The sequence below is a fragment of the Xylophilus sp. GW821-FHT01B05 genome (assembly GCA_038961845.1).
Taxonomy (GTDB): Bacteria; Pseudomonadota; Gammaproteobacteria; order Burkholderiales; family Burkholderiaceae_C; genus Xylophilus.
Genome location: CP152408.1, coordinates 2,221,812 through 2,243,096 on the forward strand (window position 1 = coordinate 2,221,812; position 21,285 = coordinate 2,243,096).

The 21,285-nt window shown below is 66.3% G+C and carries 22 protein-coding genes; 16 read left to right on the forward strand and 6 right to left on the reverse strand.

Annotated elements, in window-relative coordinates:
* Window positions 1-124 precede the first annotated feature (124 nt).
* Complete coding sequence (locus tag AAFF27_10390) at window positions 125-346, reverse strand: CsbD family protein (protein XAH25571.1); 222 nt, start codon at window positions 344-346, stop codon at window positions 125-127.
* 301 nt (window positions 347-647) lie between these two features.
* On the opposite strand from AAFF27_10390, the gene AAFF27_10395 reads away from it, so the two are divergent.
* The 15 genes from AAFF27_10395 to AAFF27_10465 all read left to right on the forward strand — a co-directional run bounded on the left by AAFF27_10395 (window position 648) and on the right by AAFF27_10465 (window position 15,373).
* A complete protein-coding gene (locus AAFF27_10395; protein ID XAH25572.1) occupies window positions 648-1,424 on the forward strand; it encodes an ABC transporter ATP-binding protein in 777 nt (258 codons plus the stop codon).
* The gene (locus AAFF27_10400) at window positions 1,424-2,161 is read left to right on the forward strand and encodes an ABC transporter ATP-binding protein (protein ID XAH26199.1); all 738 of its coding nucleotides are present in this window, start codon (window positions 1,424-1,426) and stop codon (window positions 2,159-2,161) included. The genes AAFF27_10395 and AAFF27_10400 overlap by 1 nt, the downstream gene beginning before the upstream one ends.
* Window positions 2,162-2,200: 39 nt before the next feature.
* Window positions 2,201-3,397 (forward strand): ABC transporter substrate-binding protein, encoded by a 1,197-nt coding sequence (locus AAFF27_10405; GenBank protein ID XAH25573.1) that lies wholly within the window; start codon window positions 2,201-2,203, stop codon window positions 3,395-3,397.
* A 62-nt stretch (window positions 3,398-3,459) separates the two neighbouring features.
* The gene (locus tag AAFF27_10410; GenBank protein XAH25574.1) at window positions 3,460-4,335 is read left to right on the forward strand and encodes a branched-chain amino acid ABC transporter permease; all 876 of its coding nucleotides are present in this window, start codon (window positions 3,460-3,462) and stop codon (window positions 4,333-4,335) included.
* A gap of 9 nt (window positions 4,336-4,344) precedes the next feature.
* Entirely contained in the window at window positions 4,345-5,337 is a 993-nt protein-coding gene (locus AAFF27_10415; protein XAH25575.1) for a branched-chain amino acid ABC transporter permease, read from the forward strand.
* Between the two features lie 265 nt (window positions 5,338-5,602).
* A complete protein-coding gene (locus tag AAFF27_10420) occupies window positions 5,603-6,175 on the forward strand; it encodes a TRAP transporter small permease (GenBank protein ID XAH25576.1) in 573 nt (190 codons plus the stop codon).
* A complete protein-coding gene (locus AAFF27_10425) occupies window positions 6,172-7,452 on the forward strand; it encodes a TRAP transporter large permease subunit (protein ID XAH25577.1) in 1,281 nt (426 codons plus the stop codon). The genes AAFF27_10420 and AAFF27_10425 overlap by 4 nt, the downstream gene beginning before the upstream one ends.
* A gap of 31 nt (window positions 7,453-7,483) precedes the next feature.
* On the forward strand, window positions 7,484-8,500 hold the full coding sequence (locus AAFF27_10430) for a TRAP transporter substrate-binding protein (protein XAH25578.1): 1,017 nt from the start codon (window positions 7,484-7,486) through the stop codon (window positions 8,498-8,500).
* A complete protein-coding gene (locus AAFF27_10435; protein ID XAH25579.1) occupies window positions 8,497-9,324 on the forward strand; it encodes a glucose 1-dehydrogenase in 828 nt (275 codons plus the stop codon). The genes AAFF27_10430 and AAFF27_10435 overlap by 4 nt, the downstream gene beginning before the upstream one ends.
* Before the next feature lie 213 nt (window positions 9,325-9,537).
* Window positions 9,538-10,245, forward strand: a complete 708-nt coding sequence (locus tag AAFF27_10440; GenBank protein XAH25580.1) for a GntR family transcriptional regulator — start codon at window positions 9,538-9,540, stop codon at window positions 10,243-10,245.
* 19 nt (window positions 10,246-10,264) lie between these two features.
* The gene (locus AAFF27_10445) at window positions 10,265-11,128 is read left to right on the forward strand and encodes an isocitrate lyase/PEP mutase family protein (protein ID XAH25581.1); all 864 of its coding nucleotides are present in this window, start codon (window positions 10,265-10,267) and stop codon (window positions 11,126-11,128) included.
* A 50-nt stretch (window positions 11,129-11,178) separates the two neighbouring features.
* Window positions 11,179-12,615: an FAD-binding oxidoreductase gene (locus AAFF27_10450; protein ID XAH25582.1), complete on the forward strand. Its 1,437-nt coding sequence runs from the start codon at window positions 11,179-11,181 to the stop codon at window positions 12,613-12,615.
* Window positions 12,612-13,436, forward strand: a complete 825-nt coding sequence (locus tag AAFF27_10455) for an SDR family oxidoreductase (GenBank protein XAH25583.1) — start codon at window positions 12,612-12,614, stop codon at window positions 13,434-13,436. Before AAFF27_10450 ends, AAFF27_10455 begins: the two co-directional genes overlap by 4 nt.
* A 75-nt stretch (window positions 13,437-13,511) precedes the next feature.
* Window positions 13,512-14,423: a VOC family protein gene (locus AAFF27_10460; protein ID XAH25584.1), complete on the forward strand. Its 912-nt coding sequence runs from the start codon at window positions 13,512-13,514 to the stop codon at window positions 14,421-14,423.
* 59 nt (window positions 14,424-14,482) lie between these two features.
* Window positions 14,483-15,373 (forward strand): sugar phosphate isomerase/epimerase family protein, encoded by an 891-nt coding sequence (locus AAFF27_10465; GenBank protein XAH26200.1) that lies wholly within the window; start codon window positions 14,483-14,485, stop codon window positions 15,371-15,373.
* Window positions 15,374-15,485: 112 nt separating this feature from the next.
* On the opposite strand, the gene AAFF27_10470 is transcribed toward AAFF27_10465, so the two are convergent.
* Genes AAFF27_10470 through AAFF27_10480 form a run of 3 tightly spaced genes read right to left on the reverse strand, consistent with a single transcriptional unit; the run spans window position 15,486 to window position 17,847 of the window.
* On the reverse strand, window positions 15,486-16,028 hold the full coding sequence (locus AAFF27_10470; GenBank protein XAH25585.1) for a carboxymuconolactone decarboxylase family protein: 543 nt from the start codon (window positions 16,026-16,028) through the stop codon (window positions 15,486-15,488).
* 22 nt (window positions 16,029-16,050) lie between these two features.
* Complete coding sequence (locus tag AAFF27_10475; GenBank protein ID XAH25586.1) at window positions 16,051-17,013, reverse strand: tripartite tricarboxylate transporter substrate binding protein; 963 nt, start codon at window positions 17,011-17,013, stop codon at window positions 16,051-16,053.
* 39 nt (window positions 17,014-17,052) lie between these two features.
* Complete coding sequence (locus tag AAFF27_10480) at window positions 17,053-17,847, reverse strand: SDR family NAD(P)-dependent oxidoreductase (GenBank protein ID XAH25587.1); 795 nt, start codon at window positions 17,845-17,847, stop codon at window positions 17,053-17,055.
* A gap of 111 nt (window positions 17,848-17,958) precedes the next feature.
* On the opposite strand from AAFF27_10480, the gene AAFF27_10485 reads away from it, so the two are divergent.
* Complete coding sequence (locus AAFF27_10485) at window positions 17,959-18,927, forward strand: LysR family transcriptional regulator (protein XAH25588.1); 969 nt, start codon at window positions 17,959-17,961, stop codon at window positions 18,925-18,927.
* Between the two features lie 90 nt (window positions 18,928-19,017).
* On the opposite strand, the gene AAFF27_10490 is transcribed toward AAFF27_10485, so the two are convergent.
* Window positions 19,018-20,124, reverse strand: coding sequence for a hypothetical protein (locus AAFF27_10490; protein ID XAH25589.1), 1,107 nt, complete (start codon window positions 20,122-20,124; stop codon window positions 19,018-19,020).
* Between the two features lie 76 nt (window positions 20,125-20,200).
* Complete coding sequence (locus AAFF27_10495) at window positions 20,201-21,262, reverse strand: lipocalin-like domain-containing protein (GenBank protein XAH26201.1); 1,062 nt, start codon at window positions 21,260-21,262, stop codon at window positions 20,201-20,203.
* Window positions 21,263-21,285: the final 23 nt, after the last annotated feature.

A 21,285-nucleotide genomic window follows, 5' to 3' on the forward strand; every position in this document is an offset into this window, starting at 1 on the left:
CGGGGAAGTCGGTCTTCCCCGCCGCCTGCGTTTCGAGAGGGCTATTCTTCACCGATATTCAATACCCGGCTACAGCATGCGGTTGTCATGCCAGTGACGTCGAATAGTGGTCGAGGCTGCCTGGTCAGGATTTCTCGAAGAAGAAATCCGGGTTGCGCTTGTGCCACTCCGTGACTTGGCGCTCGGCCTCGTCCTGATGGACACCGTGGCGTTCCTGGATGCGCCCCAGCAACTGGTCGCGCTTGCCCTTGATGACGTCCAGATCGTCGTCCGTGAGCTTGCCCCATTGCTCCTTGATCTTTCCGGTGAACTGCTTCCAGTTGCCGGCAATGCGGTCGTTGTTCATGCGTATCTCCTTCGGATGGATTGAGGGAAAGCCCGGTTTTCGTCTGCGTGGCCGGGCCTTGAATGAACTCTAGGGAGGCGTTGGGTCTGGCCGAATAGGCGCGTCGCCTTGCTGCCTGTAGGCACGGGACTACGGTGCGCTGCAAATGGGTCGCAATGCTGCGCTGCACGCATAGGCACTTGTCCCAATACACGAGGCTGCGTGCGCTCCCTAGGATGGAAGACATTCACCGAGGTGCTGCTTGCGCTGCAACGCAGCACCTCTTTCCACCCGGGGCCAACTCTGAGGGAGCCGATTGCGCATGACCGACGATTTGATCCTGCAGACCGAGCAGTTGACCAAGGAATTCCGGGGCTTCACTGCCGTGAACTCGGTAAACCTCGCGGTGCGGCGCGGCAGCATCCATGCCCTCATAGGCCCCAACGGCGCGGGCAAGACCACCTGCTTCAACCTGCTGACCAAGTTCCTTGAGCCGACCTCCGGGCGCATCGTCTACAACGGGCAGGACATCACGCGCGAGCGTCCGGCGCAGATCGCGCGCCGGGGCATCATCCGTTCGTTCCAGATATCGGCGGTGTTCCCGCACCTGACGCTGCTCGAGAACGTGCGGCTGGGGCTGCAGCGGCACCTGGGCGTGTCGTTCCAGTTCTGGCGCGGCGAGCGCATCCTGGCGCAGCTAGAGGGGCGCGCGCTGGAGCTGCTCGACGAAGTCGGCCTGCGCGAGCTGGCGCACGAGGAAACCGTGAACCTGCCCTACGGCCGCAAGCGCGCGCTGGAGATCGCCACCACGCTGGCCATGGAGCCCGAGCTGATGCTGCTCGACGAGCCCACGCAGGGCATGGGCCACGAGGATGTCGAGCGTGTGACCCAACTGATCAAGAAGGTGGCTGCGGGGCGCACCGTGCTGATGGTGGAGCACAACATGAACGTGGTGTCGACCATTGCCGACACCATCACCGTGCTGCAGCGTGGCGCGGTGCTGGCAGAGGGGCCTTACGCGGAAGTCTCGCGCAACCCGCTGGTGATGGAGGCCTACATGGGCACCACTGAAGGCCAGTTGCAGGGAGCGCACGGATGATGATCGTCTCCTCCGATCCGGTGCCGGCACTGGAGATCAGCAACCTCGAGGCCTGGTACGGCGAATCGCACGTGCTGCACGGCGTGGACATGCTGGTGCAACCGGGCGAGGTCGTGACCCTGCTCGGGCGCAACGGCGCGGGCCGCACCACGACGCTGCGCGCCATCATGGGCCTGGTCGGGCGCCGTACCGGCTCGGTCAAGGTCGGCGGCGTGGAGACGGTGGAGATGGCCACGCACCGCATCGCCCATTGCGGCATCGGCTACTGTCCGGAAGAGCGCGGCATCTTCGCCAGCCTGAGCTGTGAAGAGAACCTGCTGCTGCCACCGGTGCTGAAGGATGCGGGCAAGGGTGTCGGCGCGGGCATGTCGCTGGATGAGATCTACGCCATGTTCCCCAACCTGGCCGAGCGCCGCCACAGCCCTGGCACGCGCTTGTCAGGTGGCGAGCAGCAGATGCTGGCGGTGGCGCGCATCCTGCGCACGGGCGCGCGCCTGCTGCTGCTCGACGAGATATCGGAAGGCCTGGCGCCGGTCATCGTGCAGACCCTGGCCCGCATGATCGTCACCTTGCGCCAGAAGGGCTACACCATCGTCATGGTGGAGCAGAACTTCCACTTTGCCGCGCCGCTGGCCGACCGCTTCTATGTGATGGAGCACGGCCGCATCGCCCTGCAGTTCGTATCCGCGCAGCTGGAAAGCAAGATGCCGCTGCTGCATGAGTTGCTGAACGTTTGATTCTTGCCGTCTGACAACACTATCCAACAGGAGACCCTCATGAAATATCGCTTGACAGCTCTCACTTTGACGCTCGCCGCTGCGGGCCTGGCGTCGCAGGCCGCACAGGCACAGGAGAAGGTGAAGATCGGCTTCGTCACCGACATGTCCAGCCTTTACTCCGATGTGGAAGGCAAGGGCGGGGCCACGGCCATCCAGATGGCCATTGACGACTTCGGCGGCAAGGTACTGGGCCAGCCGATCGAGCTGCTGACCGCCGACCACCAGAACAAGGCCGACATCGCCGCCTCCAAGGCCCGCGAATGGATAGACACGCAGGGTGTCACCATGATCTTTGGCGGTACCAATTCCGGCACCGCGCTGGCCACGGCCAAGGTGGCAGAAGAGAAGAAGCGCGTCTACTTCAACAACGGTGCGGGCACCTCCGCACTGACCAACGAGGCCTGCACGCCTTACACCGTGCACTATGCCTACGACACGGTGGCGCTGGCCAAGGGCACGGGTGCGGCCGTGGTCGCGCAGGGCGGCAAGAGCTGGTTCTTCCTGACCGCCGATTACGCTTTTGGCCAGGCACTGGAGGCCGACACCACCAAGGTGGTCAAGGAGCATGGCGGCACGGTGCTGGGCGCGGTGCGGCATCCGCTCAATGCATCGGACTTCTCGTCCTTCCTGCTGCAGGCGCAGAACTCCAAGGCGCAGATCCTGGGCTTGGCGAACGCAGGCGGCGACACCATCAACTCGATCAAGGCCGCCAAGGAATTTGGCATCAACAAGACGATGAAGATCGCCGGCCTGCTGGTGTTCCTGTCTGACATCCACAGCCTGGGCCTGAAGAACACCGAGGGCCTGCTGCACACCACCAGTTGGTACTGGGACCTGAACGACGACACGCGCAAGTTCGGCAACCGCTTCTTCGAGAAAACCAAGCGCATGCCAACCGACGTGCAGGCAGCCGACTATTCCGCCACCATGACCTACCTGAAGGCCGTGGCCGCAGCCAAGACCACAGACGCCGACAAGGTGATGGCGCAGTTGAAGAGCATGAAGATCGATGACTTCTACGGCAAGGGCCAGATCCGCGCCGACGGCAGCTTCATCCACGACATGTACCTGGTCGAAGCCAAGTCGCCGGCCGAATCCAAGAAGCCCTGGGACTACCTGAAGGTCGTGGCCAAGCTGCCGGGCGAGCAGGTGTTCACCACCAAGGCCGAGACCAAGTGCAGTCTCTGGAAGTAAACCCCGGGCCGCGCACGGCGGCCCCTTGAAGAAGAAACAACAGGCCCGGTGAAGCTTCGCCCATGAACATCTCTCTTCCCGCCTTGCTGAGCCAGCTGCTGCTGGGGCTGGTCAATGGCTCGTTCTACGCCATCCTCAGCCTGGGGCTGGCGGTGATCTTCGGGCTGCTCAACGTCATCAACTTCGCGCATGGTGCGCTGTTCATGATGGGGGCGATCCTGGCCTGGATGGCGATGAACTACTTCGGCATCAGCTACTGGGTGATGCTGGCGGCCGCGCCGGTGCTGGTGGGCGTCTTTGGCGTCCTGATCGAGCGGCTGCTGCTGCGCTGGATCTACAAGCTGGACCACCTCTACGGGCTGCTACTGACCCTGGGGCTGACGCTGCTGATAGAGGGCGCGTTTCGCTCGGTCTATGGCGTCTCAGGCCTGGCCTATGACGCGCCGGAGCTGCTGGACGGCGCCACCAACCTGGGCTTCATGATCCTGCCCAACTACCGGGCCTGGGTGGTGGTGGCTTCGCTGGTGGTGTGCTTTGCCACCTGGTTCGTGATCGAGAAGACACGGCTGGGCGCCTACCTGCGCGCCGGCACCGAGAACCCGCGGCTGGTCGAGGCCTTTGGCGTCAACGTGCCTTTGATGATCACCCTGACCTACGCCTTCGGCTGTGCGCTCGCCGCTTTCGCCGGCGTGCTGGCCGCGCCGGTGATACAGATCTCGCCGCTAATGGGGCAGAACCTGATCATCGTGGTGTTTGCGGTGGTGGTGATCGGCGGCATGGGCTCCATCCTTGGCTCCATCCTGACCGGCCTGGGGCTGGGCGTGATCGAGGGCTTCACCAAGGTGTTCTATCCCGAGGCCTCGTCTACCGTGGTGTTCGTCATCATGGTCATGGTGCTGCTGACCCGCCCTGCGGGCCTGTTCGGCAAAGAGAAATAAGGCCGCAGCATGAAGAGAATCTCCACCGTCGTCTATGGCCTGCTTTTGCTGGCCCTGCTGGTGGCCCCTTTCGTGGGGGCCTACCCGATCTTCGTGATGAAGCTGATGTGCTTCGCGCTGTTTGCCTGCGCCTTCAACCTGCTGCTGGGCTTCACCGGCCTGCTGTCCTTTGGCCATGCGGCCTTTCTGGGGGGCTCGGCCTATGTGGCCGGCCAGGCGATGAAGGTCTGGGGGCTGACGCCGGAGGTGGGCCTGCTGCTGGGCACGGCCACCGGCGCGGCGCTGGGCTGGCTGTTTGGTTTGCTGGCAATCCGGCGCCAGGGCATCTACTTCGCCATGATCACGCTGGCGCTGGCGCAGATGCTGTTCTTCATCTGTCTGCAGGCGCATTTCACCGGCGGCGAAGACGGCCTGCAGGGCGTGCCGCGCGGCAAGCTGTTCGGCGTGCTGGATCTGTCCAGCGATCTCACCATGTACTACGTGGCGCTGGTGATCGTGGTGCTGGCCTTTTTGCTGATTGCGCGCACCATCCACTCGCCCTTCGGGCAGGTGCTCAAGGGCATCAAGGAAAACGAGCCGCGCGCCATATCGCTGGGCTACGACACGCACCGCTTCAAGCTGCTGGCCTTCGTGCTGTCGGCCGCGCTGTCGGGGTTGGCGGGCTCGCTCAAGACCCTGGTGCTGGGTTTTGCCACCTTGTCGGATGTGCACTGGAGCGCTTCGGGCCAGGTGATTCTGATGACGCTGGTTGGTGGCCTAGGCACGCTGTCGGGCCCGATCGTCGGCGCGGCCATCGTGGTGCTGCTGGAGAACAAGATTGGCGAGCTGGGCAACCTGCTGGCCGCGCTCACCACCATCGACTGGTTCAACACCCTGGGCGAGTCGGTCACCATGGTCACGGGCCTGATCTTCGTCATCTGCGTGCTGGCGTTTCGGCGCGGCGTGATGGGCGAGATCATCGCTTTCTTTGGCCGTTGGCGGCGCCGCAGCGAGCCCTCCTAGCGCAAGCCCATGCGCCATAAGCAAGCAGCCTTCGGGCTGCTTTTTTGTTGCCCAAGCGCGGGCGTTTGCAAAAAAGTGCCCAGGTTTTCCCTTATTTGCATACCGAACCTTACATACAACAATCCGCCGGTCCGCCATTCCCATTCCAAAAGAGAGAGACAAACATGGTGCCCGCGACCTTCCGCTTGCCGTATTTCCCTGGATCTCCCATGGCCGTGCCATGGCCCGCCCGGCGCTGCCCGGCCGGGTGTGCGGGAGTGCTCGCATGGTGAAGAACCCATGGGTGGAGCGCTTCATGCGCTTTCTGGAGCTATTGCTGGCCGTCTGCCTGGTCACCATGGTGGTGATGGTGTTCGGCAACGTGGTGCTGCGCTACGGCTTTGACTCGGGCATCGTGGTGTCGGAGGAGTTGTCGCGCTTTTGCTTTATCTGGCTGGTGTTCGTGGGGGCCGTGGTTGCCATGCACGAAGGCGCGCACCTGGGCGTGGACACGCTGGTGGCGCGGCTGCCGCGTGGCGGCAAGCTGGTGTGCCTGTTTTTGAGCGAGTCGCTGATCCTGGCCTGCTGCGCCATGTTCTTCTGGGGCACCTGGCGCCAGCATGAGGTCAACCTGACCACGATGGCGCCGGTCACTGGCATGTCATTGATCTGGGTCTTTGGCATGGGCTACTTCACCAGCCTGGGCATAGGCCTGCTGGCGTTGCACAAGCTCTGGCGCATCCTGAGCGGGAAGATCACCGATGCCGAGCTGATCGCGGTGCAGGAGAGCGAGGAGGTGGTCCACGACCACGCCGCGCAGCCTGCTCCGGTTCAGGTCCTGCGGGGAGAACGCGCATGACGATCAGCGTCTTTGTCTTTTCGCTGCTGGGCGCCATGGCGCTGGGCATGCCCATCGCCTTTGCGCTGCTGGTATGCGCCGCGGCGCTGATGATGCTGCAGGGTTCGGTGGACACCACCATCCTGTCGCAAAAGATCATCGAAGGCGCCGACAGCTTCCCGCTGCTGGCGATCCCCTTCTTCATGCTGGCGGGCGAGCTGATGAACGCCGGCGGCATCTCCAAGCGCATCGTCAACTTTGCGCTGGCCTGGGTCGGCCATATCCGTGGCGGCCTGGGCGTGGTGGCCATCGTGGCGGCGGTGATCATGGCGGCCATCTCGGGCTCGGCCGCGGCCGACGCTGCGGCGCTGGCCACCATGCTGATTCCGATGATGCGGCAGGCCGGCTACAACATCCCGCGTGCGGCCGGGCTGATATCTGCCGGCGGCGTGATCGCGCCGGTGCTGCCGCCGTCCATCGGCATGATCGTGTTTGGCGTGGTGGCCAATGTCTCCATCGGCAAGCTGTTCATGGCGGCCATCGTGCCGGGGCTGCTGATGGGCGTGTCGCTGCTGGTGGCCTGGATGATCGTGGCGCGCAAGGACGAGGTGGCGGTGCTGCCGCGCATGCCCATGCGCCAGCGTGCCAAGGTTGCCTTTGACAGCATCTGGGCGCTGATCATGCCGGCCGGCATTGTGGGCGGCATGAAGTTTGGCGTGTTCACGCCGACCGAGGCAGCAGTGGCCGCCGCCGTTTATGCCTTTGTGGTGGGCATGTTCGTCTACCGCGAGCTGAAATGGCGTGACATCTACCCGCTGCTGGTGACGGCTGCCAAGACCACGGCAGTGGTGGTGTTCCTGATTGCCACGGCGCTGGTGTCGGGCTGGCTCATTACCGCTTCTGACATTCCCCAGCAGGTCAGCGCATTGCTGCAGCCCTTCATCGACAGCCCGATCCTGCTGATGGCCATCATGATGCTGCTGGTGGTGATCGTGGGCACGGCGCTGGACTTTGCGCCCACGCTGCTGATCCTGACCCCGGTGCTGATGCCCCTGGTGCGTGAGGCCGGCATAGACCCGGTCTACTTTGGCGTGCTGTTCATCATGAACAACGCCATCGGCCTGGTGACGCCGCCGGTGGGCATTGTGCTCAACGTGGTGTGCGGCGCCGCCAAGATCAGCATGGGCGAGCTGATGCGCGGAATCATGCCCTTCCTGATAGCCGAGCTGGCGGTGCTGTTCCTGCTGGTGCTGTTCCCGCAGATCGTGCTCACGCCCCTGCGCTGGCTGACTTTCTAGCTATTCCCCAATCAAAAAAAGGAGACTGACCATGTTCCCGTCCCGTTCCCGCATTGGCGCCGTGGCGCTTGCCGCGCTGGCCTGTACCGGCCTGGCCCATGCCCAGTTCGAGGCGCGCAGCGTGCGCGTGTCCTCAGGCGTCAGCAAGGGCCACCCGATCAGCTTTGGCATCACCAAGATGACGCAGTGCGCCGCCGACAAGTCCGGTGGCAAGCTCAAGCTGCAGACCTACTACGACGGCGCGCTGGGCAATGACACCACGGCCTCGCAGCAGGTGCGCACCGGCTCGCTCGACATGGTGCTGACATCGACCGCACCGCTGGTGGGCGCGATCCCGCAGCTGGCGGTGTTTGACTTGCCCTTTTTGTTCTCCAACGAGCACGAGGCCGACCAGGTGCTGGACGGCAAGGTCGGCCAGTCGTTTGGCCCCAAATTCGAGGGCGCGGGCGTGGTCAACCTGGCCTACTGGGAAAACGGCTTTCGCAACGTCACCAACTCCAAGCGGCCGGTGACGCGTTGGGAAGACCTGCACGGCGTGAAGATGCGCGTGATGCAGAACAAGGTGTTCCTCGACACCTTCAGCGCGCTGGGCAGCAACCCGACGCCGCTGGCTTTCTCCGAGGTGTATTCAGCACTGGAAACCCGCACCGTGGATGGCCAGGAGAACCCGGTGGCGCTGATCGAGAACATGAAGTTCTACGAGGTACAAAAGTACCTCTCCATCACCCGCCATGCCTACAGCCCGCTGGCCGTGCTGTATTCCAAGAAGCAGTTCGACAAGCTCTCGCCGCAAGAGCAGGCCACCATGCGCGAATGCGCCGCCGCCGGCCGCGAAGAGTCGCGCCGCGTCGGCCGCGAGCAGGATGCGGCTGTCATCGCCGGCCTGAAGAAGCAGGGCATGCAGGTGAATGAGGTCAGCCCGGCCGAGCTGCAGCGCATGCGCGACAAGGTCAAGGATGTGTACCTGGCCCAGGCCAAGGCGGTGGGTGAAGACACCATGGCCGCGGTGAGCACTGAGCTTGAACGCATCCGGGCCACGGCCAAGTGAGCGCGGCGATTTCCACCGCAGCACTGGCCGGCCTGAGCGTTGCCATCACCGGCGCCGCGCAGGGCATTGGCCGCAGCCTGGCGCTGCAGTTTGCCCGTGCCGGCGCGCGCGTGGCCGTGGCCGATCTGCGGCTGCAGGCCTGCGAGGCGGTGTGTGCAGAGCTGCGCGCCGAAGGCGCCCAGGCGCTGGCCATAGAAGCCGACGTGACCGATGCCGCCGCCTGCGAGCGCCTGGTGGCAGAAGCCACCGCCGCCTTCGGCCGGCTCGACCTGATGGTGTGCAATGCCGGCATGGTGCAGGTCAAGCCCTTCATGGAAGTGGCGCCGCAGGACTGGGACGCGGTGCTGTCGGTCAATGTCAAGGGCAGCTTTTTGTGCATGCAGGCAGCGGCGCGGCAGATGCTGCAGCAGGCGCCGCTGGCGCCGGGGCGCCCGCGCGGCAAGATTTTGGCGATGGCCTCGATCGCCGGGCGCTACGGCGGCGGGCCGATGGCGCCTTACCTGGCGCCTTACCGTGCCAGCAAGGCCGCAGTCATCAGCCTTACGCAGTCGGCCGCCGCCAGCCTGGCGCCGCACATCACGGTCAACGCGCTGTGCCCCGGCCTGGTGGCCACCGACATGTGGAAGCGCATAGACCGCGACCTGAGCACGCTGCAAAACGGCCAGGAAGGCGAGGCCTTCGCGCGCCGGGTCGAGGCCGTGCCCATGGGCCGTGCGCAAACACCTGAAGACGTGGCCGGCCTGGCGCTGTACCTGGCCTCGCCCGCGGCAGACTACATGACCGGCCAGTCGATCAATATCGACGGTGGCCTGGTATTCAACTGACATGAAACGCCCCCAGGCTACGCGCTTCGCGTCTTCGCCAACCCCCTTGCAGGGGGCAACACCAGTGGCCCGGCAAAGCCGGTTCCACCGTGTTCCCGGCATGGCCCGCTCCGCGGCCTTTGGCACCGTTGTGTTGTGTGTCCCGCGGGCGGCGCGGGCGCCATGGAAAATTGATTTGGAATCTTTCCCGCCACACGCCAACCGGAGTGCCGCATGACGCGTAAATTCGATATCGAGATGCCCAAGTCTCTCACCGAGATCGTGGCCAGCCGCGTGCGGCAGGCCATCATTGATGGCGAGTTCGCGCTGGGCCAGATGATCTCGGAGGAGACGCTGGCCGAATCCTTCGGCGTCAGCCGCACGCCGGTGCGCGACGCGCTCACGCTGCTGCAAACCACCGGCCTGGTGGAGATCCGCCCCAAGCGCGGCAGCTTTGTGTTCCAGCCGACCGAGCAGGACGTGCAGTCCATCTGCGACTTCCGCGTGATGCTGGAAGTGCAGGCCGCCCAGCGCGGCCATGCGCTGCACCGCGCCGCGCTGCTGGCCGCGCTGCAGGCGGTGTTGGACGAGATGCTGTCTGCCACCCAGGCCGATGACGACGTGCGCTACGGCCGGGCCGACTCGCAGTTCCACGAGGCGCTGTTTGCCCACTGCGGCAACCCCTATCTGGGCGACGCCTACGGCCTGGTGGCCGGCAAGATATCGGCGCTGCGCACGGCCATGTCCAAGCAGTTCTTTGACTCGCGCGAGGTGTCGCTGGCCGAGCACCGCCAGGTGATCGCGCTGATCGATGCCGGCGATTTCGACGGCCTGCGCACGCTGCTGCAAGAGCACATCGGCCGCACGGTTGATGCCTTCCGGCTGGCCACCGACAACGGGCTGTTCACCGCGCCGGCGCGCCTTGCGCGCCAGGGCGCCTAACTTCTTTCTTCCCACTGCCATGCACCCAGCCCAACAACTGCGCCAGCTCCTGCAATCCGGCGAAATCGTCATGGCGCCCGGCGCGCCCGACGCACTGGCCGCCCGGCTGGTGCAGCAGGCCGGCTTCCCCGCCATCTACATGACCGGCTTTGGCGCCACCGCCAGCCGCCTGGGCCAGCCCGACATCGGCCTGCTGAGCCAGACCGAGATGAGCACCCACGCGCGCGACATGGTGCGCGCCGTCAACATCCCGGTCATTGCCGACGCCGACACCGGCTACGGCGGCCCCTCCAACATCCACCGCACCGTGCGTGAGTACGTGCAGGCCGGCGTTGCCGCGCTGCACCTGGAGGACCAGGTGGCGCCCAAGCGCTGCGGCCAGATGGCCGGCATCCGCCTGATGGACGCGCAAGAAAACGTGCTGCGCCTGCGCTGCGCACTAGAGGCGCGCGGCAGCGACCCATTGCTGGTCATTGGCCGCACCGACGCGCTGCCGGCCGCCGGCATCGAAGAGGCCGTGCGCCGCGCCCACCTGTACCAGGAGGCCGGCGTGGACCTGGTCTTTGTCGACGGCATCAAGAAGATCGCCGAGGTCGAGGCCGTGGCGCGCGCCGTGCAAGGCCCCAAGGTCGTCTCCATCGTGGATGGCAACGAGACCACCGTGCTTACCGCGCAGGATCTGCAGGACATGGGCTTCTCGCTGGTCTTCTACGCCGTCACCGCGCTGTTCAGCGCCGCCAAGGCCATGGCCGACGCGCTGGCCGCCCTGCGCCGCGACGGCACGCCGCGTGGCAGTGCGCAGGCGCTGCTAAGTTATGCAAAATTCTCTGATCTTGTGGGCTTGGCTCAGCACCAAGAGCTTGATAGCCGGTATGGGACCTAGGCTTCAAAAAACGTCGTATTTCTTTTAATTCCTTTTTTGAATAACTCACCATGAGTGCCCTCGCTTCTTCCGCCATTCCTTCTGCGCCGGCTGCTGCCGCCAGCGCCGCGCTGCAAGCGCTGCGCGACCTTCTCGGCCCCGTGGCGGTGATGGCCGGCGGCGACGTGCCGGCGCGCAACCGCAACGACTACAGCGGCCTGCCCGCCACCGCGCCCTTGGCCGTGGTGCGCCCGGCCGACACGGCCGGCGTGGCCGCCGCGCTGCGCATCTGCCACGCACACGGCATCGCGGTGGTGCCGCAAGGCGGGCTGACCGGCCTGTGCGGCGGCGGCCGCGCCGGCCCTGGCGAGATCGCGCTGTCGCTGGAGCGCCTGACCGGCATCGAAGAAATCGACCCCGCCGCCGCCACCATGACCGTGGCGGCAGGCACGCCGCTGGAAGCGGTGCAGCAGGCGGCCGATGCGGCCGGCTTCTTCTGCCCGCTGGACCTGGGCGCGCGCGGCTCCTGCGCCATTGGCGGCAATTTGTCGACCAACGCCGGCGGCAACCGCGTGATCCGCTACGGCATGGCGCGCGAGATGGTGCTGGGCCTGGAAGTGGTCATGGCCGACGGCACCGTGGTCACCAGCCTCAACAAGATGATCAAGAACAACGCGGGCTTTGACCTGAAGCACCTGTTCATCGGCAGCGAAGGCACGCTGGGCATCATCACCCGCGTGGTGCTGCGCATGTTCCCCAAGCCGGGCTCGCGCATGGTCGCCATGTGCGCGGCCGAGGATTACGGCACCGTGCTCAAGCTGCTGGCGGCCGCGCGCAGCGGCCTGGGCCCGCTGCTGTCGGCCTTTGAAGTGATGTGGCCCGACTACTGGGACCTGGCCGTGAGCGACCTGCGTGCGCGCAACCCCTTTGCCGGCGACGACACGCGCTACGGCGCCTACGTGCTGATCGAGGCCCTGGGCACCGACCCGGCAGCCGACCTGCCGCGCTTCGAAGCCTGGCTGGAGAAGCTGCTGGAAGACGGCACCGTGCCCAACGCCGTCGTCGCCCAGTCGCTGGCCGACGAAAAAGCGCTGTGGGGCGTGCGCGACGCCTGCGGCGAGCTGCACCAGCTCTGGCCTGGCCACCTGGCCTTTGACATCGGCCTGCCGGTGGCATCCATGGACGACTACGCCCGCGCCTGCAAGGCGCAGTTGGCCGAGCAGGTGCCCGGCTGCCAGGCCGTGTTCTACGGCCACATCGGCGACGGCAACGTGCACATCGTCGCCGCCGTGCCAGGCGCCGCCGTGCAGCCCAAGGATGCGGTGGAAGAAGTGGTCTACGGTTTGGTGCAGCAGTACGGCGGCACCGTGTCGGCCGAGCACGGCATAGGCACGCTCAAGCGCCGCTGGCTGGGCCACGCGCGATCGCCCGAGCAGATCGCGCTGATGCACACGCTTAAAGCCGCGCTGGACCCCAAGGGCATCCTGAACCCGGGCAAGGTGCTGTGAGCGCGCCGGCCACGGCCCCCCTGGCTGGCCGCGTGGCGCTGGTTACCGGCGCAGGGCGCGGCATCGGCCGCGCCATCGCCAGCGACCTGGCCGCGCGCGGCGCCGATCTGGCGTTGTTCGACCTGGAGGCGCCCGAAGACTTCGCCCGCGAGCTGGCCGCCACGCATGGCGTGCGCGCCCTGGCACTGGCTGCGGACGTGACCGATGAAGCCGGCGTGGCCACTGCTTGCGCCTGCGTGGCCGAGGCACTGGGCCCGGTCGCGGTGCTGGTGAACAACGCCGGCATCATGCAGCGCGTGTCTGCAGACCACCACACGCTGCCGATCAGCGATCTGCAGCGCATGCTGGCGGTGCATGTCACCGGCAGTGCCATCATGTGCGCGGCGGTGCTGCGGGGCATGCGTGCGCAGCGCTTTGGCCGCATCGTCAACCTGTCTTCGGTGATTGGGCTGGTGGGGCTGCAGCGCCGCACTGCCTATTCCACCGCCAAGGCCGCCATTGCCGGCCTCACACGCGGGCTGGCGTTGGAGAACGGCCGCCACGGCATTACGGTGAACGCCGTCGCCCCCGGCTACGTGCTGACCGAGGTGCTGCAGGAGAAGATGCGGCTTGGCACGCTCGACTACAACCTGTTTGCCCAGCGCTCGGCCGTGGGCCGCTGGGCGCGGCCTGAGGAGATCGCGCGGGTGGTCGGCTTCCTGGCCGAGCCGGGCTCGGGCTTTGTCACCGCCGCGGTCTGGCCGGTGGATGGCGGCTATGCCGCCAACGGCAATCCCGGCGAAGACCTGGGGCCACTGCAGGCCTTGGATGCCGTGGAGTAGGCTCGCCGTTTCTGCCTGTTCGCGTGTCTGGCGCTATGCCATGATTGGCAGGAAAGACCAAGGATCCCATTGCGCATGAACGCTACCGCCCGAGAACCCCTGTCCGATTCCGTCAACCCGCTGGGCTTGTGCGGCATCGAATTCATCGAATACGCCACCAGCACGCCGCAGGCGCTGGGCCAGGTGCTGGAGACCATGGGTTTCCGGCCGGTGGCGCGGCACCGCTCGCGTGAGGTCTTGCTCTACCGCCAGGGCGACATGAACGTGGTGGTCAACGCCCATGCCGCCAACATACCGCGCGCGGCCGAGCCTACTGACCGCCCGGCCATCGCCGCCATCGCGCTGCGTGTGCGCGACGCCGCCGCCGCCTACCGCTACGTGCTGGAGCGCGGCGCCTGGCCGGTGCCGGCCCAGGTCGCGCCGATGGAGCTGCACATCCCCGCCATCCACGGCGTGGGCGCCAGCCGCATCTACTTTGTGGACCGCTGGGAGCAGTTCTCCATCTACGACGTCGACTTCACGCCGATCCCGACGGTAGACATGCACCCGCCCGCGCTCACCAACCTGCACTGGTTTGGCGTGGTCCAGTACATCGGCAATGACCGCATGGCCGATTGGATCGAGTTCTATTCCAAGCTGTTCGGCTTCGAGCTGCTGCCCGACGAAGTGCGCTTTGGCGTGCTGCCCAAGGGTGCCGTGCTGCGCAGCCCCTGCGGCAAGTTCTTTTTGCAATTGATTGAGCCCGAGCCGGGCATTCTTGACGTGCAGGGCGAAGAGTCTTTGCAGCGCGTGGGCCTGGGCACGCCCGACGTGCTGGCCAGCGTGGCCGCGCTGCGCGGGCGCGGCGTGAGCTTTGTCGAATCCCAGGGCGTGCACTCTGAATTGCGTGGCGCGCTCACCCGCACCTACCTGGGCTCGGCCATGTTTGAGCTGGTGCAGCACGAAGAGCCCACGGGCGACCCGGTGGCCGCAAGGAGCCGGCTGTGAGCCTGCTCATTCCCGTGGCGGCGCCGGCAGCGCCGGTGCGCGTGGCGCCGGATGTCTCCATGCCGCTCAACATCCGTGACTTTGGCATGGACACCATCTCGCTGGCCGGTACCTTGCCAGCCAAGCTGGCGGCCATCCGCGCGGCGGGCTTCTCGCAGGTGATGCTGTCCGCACGCGACCTCACCGGCCACGCCGAGGGCGTCGAGGCCGCGATTGAGGTGGTGCGCAACAGCGGCCTGCGCGTGACCGGCTTTCAGGTGCTGCGGGACTTTGAAGGCCTGTCGGGCCACCTGCACGACTACAAGGTCGACATCGCCAAGGCCATGCTGGAAATGTGCCATGCGGTGGGCTCCAAGGTGCTGCTGATCTGCTCGTCCACCTCGGTGCACGCCACCGACGATCCAGAAGTGATCGCGCGCGACCTGCGCAAGCTGGCGATGCTGGCGCTGCCGCTGGGCGTGAAGGTGGCTTACGAGGGCTTGTCCTGGGGCCGCCACATCAACGAGTTTCCGTCCGCCTGGGACATCGTCTGTCGTGCCGACATGCCCAACCTGGGCCTGGGCCTGGACTCGTTCCACGCCTTTGCCACCAAGACCCCGGCCGAGTTGCTGGACGAGATCGACCCGGACAAGATCTTCCTGGTGCAACTGGCCGACTTCATGTGGAACGAGATCCGCTCGGTGGAAGAGCGCATCACCACCGCGCGCCACTTCCGCGTGTTCCCGGGCGAGGGCGTGCACAGCGCGCAGGTCGCAGACTGGGTGCTGCGCCTGGACCGCCTGGGCTACCGTGGCGACTACAGCTTTGAAGTCTTCAACGACGACTACCAGCAGATCCCCCTGCCCACCGTGGCCGAGCGCGCACGGCGCGGCGCGGTCTGGCTGGCGGAGGACGTGTTGCACCGCTCGGTGCCGCTGCCCAATCAGCTGAGGCTGCGCACGGGGCGATAGAGTCTGCTCCGTTCGCCCTGAGCCTGTCGAAGGGCTTGGTGATGCGTGGCAGGGCTTCGACAAGCCCGAACGGCTCTTGCAGAGTGAGTGCAGGTTGGCGTGAGTGCCGCGCTCAGCTTGCCGTCAGCACACCCACCGCGTCATGCGAGTGGATCTGCAGCGCCTCCAGAAAGCGCGACACCATGTTGTAGGCCGCGACGGTGGCGGTCAGTTCCACCAGCAGGCGCGGCTCCAGCAGCGCCTGCACCGCGCCAAACACAGCCGGCGGCACCTGCACGTCGCGGGTCATGGCATCGGTATAGGCCAGCACGGCGCGCTGCGTGGGATCGAAGCAGGGCGCGGTCTCCCAATGGCCTAGTGCATCCAGTTGCGCTTGCGTGACGCCTTCCTTCAAGGCAATGGGTGCATGTTGATCGGCCTCATAGGGTGCGCCGTTGAGCACGGCGACACGCATGATCACCAGCTCGCGCAGGGCGCCGGGCAGGCTGCTCTGCTGGCGGATGGCGGTGAGGTAGTTGAGCCAGCCGCTGGCCACGGGCGGGCTGTGCAGCAGCATCTGGTAGAGGTGCAGCACGCTGCCGCGCTCGGCGGCAATGCGCTCTGCCAGCGGGCGGATGTCGGCTTGTTGCAGGTCTGCGTAGGGGAGGCGAGCCATCTGCTTGATTCCTTGAAACGTCTTACTCGGGGGTGATGATTTTGCGGCGCACCAGTTCTGCCATGGCGTCTGAATCCTTCTTTACGCGCTGGGCAAAAGCCGCTGGCGTGCTGGCCTGGATCTGAAAGCCGCTGTCGGCCAGGCGCTGGCGGGTATCGGGTAGCTCCAGCGATTGGCGCACGGCGGTCAGCAGCCGCTCCTGCACCTCGGGCGGCAGGCCGACCGGCGCCACCAGTCCGACCCAGGTCGGAATCTCGAAGCCGGGCAGGGACTCGGCCACCGTGGGGATGCCGGGCAACTGTGGGTTGTGCTGGGCCGAGCTGATCGCAATCGCGCGCACCTTGCCGGCCTTGATGTGGGGCAGCATCACCGACAGGCCGGCAAAGGCAAAGTCGATATGCCCGCCCAGCAGGTCGTTGAGCAGCGGGCCCGCGCCCTTGTAGGGCACATGCGTGGCCTCCACACCATAGGCGGTAACCAGCGATGCGCTGTTGATGTGGCCAGCCGACCCGGTGCCGGCCGAGCCGTAAGACAGACCCGGATGCGCCTTGATGTAGGCGATCAGCTCGGGCACCGTGTGGACGGGCACACCATTGCGCACCACCAGCACCTGCGGCAGCGTGACCAGCAGGCTCAGGTAGTCAAAAGACTTGAAGGTGTCGAAGCGCAGGTTCTTCACCATGTGGTGGTTGACCGCCTGCGAATCCAGCGCCAGCAGCAGCGTGTAGCCATCCGGCTTGGCGCGTGCCAGCTCGCCCGCGCCCACGGCGCCGCTGGCGCCGGGCCGGTTCTCGATCACGATCGGTTGCCCCAGCCGCTCCGACAGCGGCTGGCTCAACACGCGCGCGACCTGGTCTACCGCGCCGCCGGGCGCAAAGGGCACGATCAGGCGTATCGGCTGCATGGGATAGGGCTCTGCCCGGGGGCTGGCGGCAGCGAGCGCCGCGGCCAGCAGCAGGGCGGTGGTACGGATGAGCTTGTGCATGTTTGTCTCCTTCTTTTTTTGATGGGCTTGGGGGCTTGGTTAGCGCGTGGCCGCGACCAGGCCGCCATCGACCACGATCTCGGTCGCGGTGATGTAGCGGCTCTCATCTGCGGCCAGAAACAGCACGGCGTGCGCCACGTCCCAGCCGTCGCCCATGCGCTGCATGGGCACCTGGCGGTTGCGGTGGGCGATGAAGCCCTCGGTGTCGCCGGCCGCGTACTTGGCGGCCAGGCCTTCGATCAGCGGCGTGTGCATCAGGCCGGGCACCACGCAGTTCAGGCGTATGCCCTGCGGCGCGTGGATCACGGCGGTGGTGCGGGTGAACTGCATCAGCGCGGCCTTGGCCGCGGCATAGGCGACCTGGGGCTTGCCGATGTAGCGCAGGCCCGCCACCGACGAGATGTTGACGACCGAGCCGCCGCCCTGTGCCTGCATTAGCGGCAGCACGCGCTTGCACGACAGAAAGGCGCCTTTGAGGTTGACCTGCAACTGCTGGTCCCACACCTCCTCATCCATCTCCACCGGCCCACCGGGTTGGGACAGCCCCACGTTGTTCACCAGGATGTCGATGCGGCCAAAGCGCGCCAGGCAGTCATCCACCACCCGTTGCACGTCGGCTGCGCGGGTCACGTCGCAGGCCGCCACGTGGGCGGTGCCGCCTTCGGCCGTGATGGCGGCGTGCGTGGTCTGGGCGTTGGCGGCTTGCAGGTCGGTGCCGTAGACGCGGGCGCCCTGGCGTGCCAGCAGCACCGCGGTGGCACGGCCATTGCCCCAGCCCTCGGCGACCGAGCCGCAGCCCATGACCAGGGCGACTTTTCCGTTCAGGTCCAGCATTCGATGTCTCTCCTTTGAGCTGCATGGCTTGGTGAATGAATGCTGCGGATGCTAGGGAGCGGCCCTGCGCTTGGGAAATTCCAATGTGCTATCGATTCATAGAATCACGGAATGAATGTGGCCCCTCGTCAGTTGCGCATCTTTCTGTCCTTGGCGCAGTCGCTGAACTTCAGCCGTACGGCCGAGCAGTTCCACATGACCCAGCCATCGCTCAGCAAGATCGTGAAAGAGCTGGAAGAAACGCTGGGCCTGGCGCTGTTCGGGCGCTCTACCCGCAGCGTTCTGCTCACGCCCGAGGGCACGGCCCTGGTGCCGCTGGCGCGGCGCGTGGTGGACGACTACGACAACGGCCTGGCGGCCATGCAGCGGCTGCTTGCAAGCGAGGCGCGCAAGGTGGACATCGCCGCCTTGCCCTCACTGGCCACCGTGCTGCTGCCCGAGGCGGTGCAGGCGCTGGAGCAGGATTGGCCCGGGGTGGCGGTCACGGTGTTTGATGGCTCGTCCGAGGCTACGCTCAAGCGCGTGCTGACGCGGCAGGTGGACTTCGCGCTGGCCTCGGCCGACCCTTCCAAGCCTGAGTTGCTGTATGAGGAAATCCTGCGCGACCGCTTTGTGCTGCTGTCGGCCGGCGCACTGTCGCAGCGCCTGGGGCCGGTTGCGCGGCTGGCCGATTTGGTGGACCTGCCGCTGATCTCCATGACCGACGCCAGCACGGCCAAGAAGTACATGATTGCGGCCTTCATGGCGCGCGACGCGGAGTTTCGCCCCAAGATGCAGTTCGACCAGACCATCACCATTGGCGGCTTTGTGCGCCAGGGTGTGGGCATTGCCGTCATGCCTTACCTGGGCATACAGCCGCTGCTGGCGGGTGGCGGCTTTTGCGTGACCGAGATCGAGGACGCACCGCAGCGCTCCATCGGCATCGTCACCCGCCGGGCCGAGGCATTGACCGAAGTCAGCACGCGGGCGATTGCCCATGTCCGTGCCGCCGCCGCGCAGGTCGTGGCGCGTGAGCCGCGCTGGTTGGTGTTGCCTCAGGGCTCTGAATGCGTGCCGGTATGCGTCGACTTGTGCTATTGAAAATATAGCTTTTAGCCCAGGCGGCACCTGGGCTAAAGCCACTTTTTATCAAAAAACCCAAGCGCCAGCCCGACATGGGCTGAAGGGCGCTCACTGGTAGGTCAGCCGAACGATGGAGTAGGCGGTCGGCAGGTACGCCACACCCGCGTTCGCCGCGCGGAGCGCAGAGGAGTTCGGTGTGTAGCGCTCGCCGGCGACCATGAGTCCTGCCGTGACCAGCGTGGAGCCCGGAAGAACGCGGCCGTCCGCCAGCCCCATCAGGAACAGCGTCCCGCCTGCGGGGCTGGATACCCATGCGCTGTCCGCGCCGGCCATGGCGCTGTAGAGGCCAGCCACGCCCGAGGGCGTGTCGAACAGGCGCTGCGCCTGTAGCTCGAACGGCTTGCGCTGGCCGTCTGCAGCAACGGAAAACGTCAGGTTTCTTCCCTGCTGGCCACAGTACAGCCCCTCGAAATTCCGGCCCTCGGCGTTCGCCAGGGTGGTCACTGCGCCGTTGGCGGAGATCTGGCGCACCCGGCCCAGGTCGCTGACGTAGAACTCCCCCTGTGCGCCCGCGCAGATGACCGTGATGGACTGGAAAACTGCCTGCGGGCCGCTTCCGTCCGCCAGCGGGGTCGATGCGGGTTTTTCAAACCCTGCAAGCTGGCGCAACTGCCCGGTTGGCGACAACAGCCAGACGCCGTTCCCCAGCCCTTGCCTTTCCCTGCCCGACGGCGTCGTCAGGCCTCCGGAGAAGACATCGCTGTCGGCAATGGCCAGGGTGCCGTCCGGCGCCTGGGCGATGGCAGTTGGCCTGAGGAAGCTCTGCAGCTGGAACGGCCCAGGGGCTTCTTGCGCCGGAATGTCAGCGCCGGTCGCCAGTGTGGTGACCGTCTTGGCCGCCAGATCCAGCCTGCGTACCCGGAAGCGGGAGTCGCAGGCGCCTTGCTCGGCGGTGTAGAGCGACTGCCCATCGGCCGCCGCGGCCAGCGACATGCTGGAACCCATCACGGCATTTGCGGCTGCGCCATCCGTGCAGCCCCGCTGCGGGTCGGAGGACAAACTGGCACGTTCCCCGATCGGGCCGGCCACGATTTCCAGGGCGACCCGGCCTGTGGGTGCGGGCGTGGGCTCGGGTGGGGCGCTGTCCCCTCCGCCGCCACCGCCACACGCAGCCAGTGCCAACGCCAATAGTGGAAAGTACTTCTGGATATTCATGGCCCCTCTAGCTCTGTTTCGAGTATGTAAGCCATGTATCGTAATTGTGTCCGCCGGGCCTGGCGGCGATGGCCCCTCACAGCCGCAGTGCCGTCACATACCCCGTCATCTCCAGATACCCCCGCCCCACAACCGCGCCCGCTGCATCGTGCAGCTCTGACAGACCTTCCCAATACACCGAGCCGGTGGAGCCGCGGCTATCCAGCTCCTGGTCGTCCAGCAGCGCCTGCAGGCTGAAGCGGCCGGCGGGTGTTGTGATGTCCCAGGCCATGGGGTAGCTGGCGCCGGTGTGGGGGCTGCGCCAACTGCGGCCGGGCATGAAGCGCACGGCCTCGGGCGCAAAGGGTTGAGCTGCGCCGCCGCGTGCGCGGAACGAGCCGCCAGCCCATAGCGTGCTGCCGTCGCGCCGGCGCAGGCGAAAGGCGGTGAGGGCGCTGCCGTCGAACAGGTTGATGCCTATCCAGTCCCAGCCCACGGCCTCGGGGTGCAGCAGTTCGTCGCTCCATTCGTGGTCCAGCCAGGCGACGCCGGCGCGCTCGCTGGGCGCGTCGAGTGCGAAGCGCTGGCCTTGCACGGTGAGCGCGCCGCTCACGGCCAGTTGCGGCAGGCTGTAGTAGTAGCTGGCCTGCGCCGGGTCCGGGCCTTTGCGTGACAGGCCGGCATCGCCTTGCAGCAGCAGCGGCTGGGTTTCGCGGAACTGCAGGTCCAGCGTGAAGTCGCTGGTGGGCAAGTGCGCGCGGTAGAGGCTGTCAGTGCCACGCCGCAGGGACCAGTTGCCCAGCACCAGATCGGTGTCTTGTTCGCTGGCTGCAGCCAGGTCGGCGCTGTTGGCATGCGGCGGCTGGCCGGACCAGCGCGCGATGCGCTGGTCGTGCAGCAGGCGGCCGGCTTGCAGGTCGGTCACGGCGGCATGCGCGAAGACGATTTGTTTGGCGGCGAAGCGCGAGGCCAGCTGCTGCGTGGCGGCCACGCGTGAGCGAAAGAAGGTGAGCTGAAAGCCAAAGCTGCGCCCACCACTGCTGGCGTGGCCGGTGATGTACCACCACTCGGTGCGAAAGCCCGGGTGCGCGCCCAGGTCGTGGGGGAACACCAGTTGCCGTGCTGGCAGCGCCTGGGCTGAGTGCCCCGCGCTCAGCAGCGTAGCGGCCAGAAAGCCAAGCC

Excerpts from the sequence above, each read along its gene's own strand:
- AAFF27_10390 (XAH25571.1), bottom strand. The coding sequence starts at position 346 with ATGAACAACGACCGCATTGCCGGCAACTGGAAGCAGTTCACCGGAAAG.
- AAFF27_10395 (XAH25572.1), top strand. The coding sequence starts at position 648 with ATGACCGACGATTTGATCCTGCAGACCGAGCAGTTGACCAAGGAATTC.
- AAFF27_10400 (XAH26199.1), top strand. The coding sequence starts at position 1,424 with ATGATCGTCTCCTCCGATCCGGTGCCGGCACTGGAGATCAGCAACCTC.
- AAFF27_10405 (XAH25573.1), top strand. The coding sequence starts at position 2,201 with ATGAAATATCGCTTGACAGCTCTCACTTTGACGCTCGCCGCTGCGGGC.
- AAFF27_10410 (XAH25574.1), top strand. The coding sequence starts at position 3,460 with ATGAACATCTCTCTTCCCGCCTTGCTGAGCCAGCTGCTGCTGGGGCTG.
- AAFF27_10415 (XAH25575.1), top strand. The coding sequence starts at position 4,345 with ATGAAGAGAATCTCCACCGTCGTCTATGGCCTGCTTTTGCTGGCCCTG.
- AAFF27_10420 (XAH25576.1), top strand. The coding sequence starts at position 5,603 with ATGGTGAAGAACCCATGGGTGGAGCGCTTCATGCGCTTTCTGGAGCTA.
- AAFF27_10425 (XAH25577.1), top strand. The coding sequence starts at position 6,172 with ATGACGATCAGCGTCTTTGTCTTTTCGCTGCTGGGCGCCATGGCGCTG.
- AAFF27_10430 (XAH25578.1), top strand. The coding sequence starts at position 7,484 with ATGTTCCCGTCCCGTTCCCGCATTGGCGCCGTGGCGCTTGCCGCGCTG.
- AAFF27_10440 (XAH25580.1), top strand. The coding sequence starts at position 9,538 with ATGACGCGTAAATTCGATATCGAGATGCCCAAGTCTCTCACCGAGATC.
- AAFF27_10445 (XAH25581.1), top strand. The coding sequence starts at position 10,265 with ATGCACCCAGCCCAACAACTGCGCCAGCTCCTGCAATCCGGCGAAATC.
- AAFF27_10450 (XAH25582.1), top strand. The coding sequence starts at position 11,179 with ATGAGTGCCCTCGCTTCTTCCGCCATTCCTTCTGCGCCGGCTGCTGCC.
- AAFF27_10460 (XAH25584.1), top strand. The coding sequence starts at position 13,512 with ATGAACGCTACCGCCCGAGAACCCCTGTCCGATTCCGTCAACCCGCTG.
- AAFF27_10465 (XAH26200.1), top strand. The coding sequence starts at position 14,483 with ATGCCGCTCAACATCCGTGACTTTGGCATGGACACCATCTCGCTGGCC.
- AAFF27_10470 (XAH25585.1), bottom strand. The coding sequence starts at position 16,028 with ATGGCTCGCCTCCCCTACGCAGACCTGCAACAAGCCGACATCCGCCCG.
- AAFF27_10475 (XAH25586.1), bottom strand. The coding sequence starts at position 17,013 with ATGCACAAGCTCATCCGTACCACCGCCCTGCTGCTGGCCGCGGCGCTC.
- AAFF27_10480 (XAH25587.1), bottom strand. The coding sequence starts at position 17,847 with ATGCTGGACCTGAACGGAAAAGTCGCCCTGGTCATGGGCTGCGGCTCG.
- AAFF27_10485 (XAH25588.1), top strand. The coding sequence starts at position 17,959 with ATGAATGTGGCCCCTCGTCAGTTGCGCATCTTTCTGTCCTTGGCGCAG.
- AAFF27_10490 (XAH25589.1), bottom strand. The coding sequence starts at position 20,124 with ATGAATATCCAGAAGTACTTTCCACTATTGGCGTTGGCACTGGCTGCG.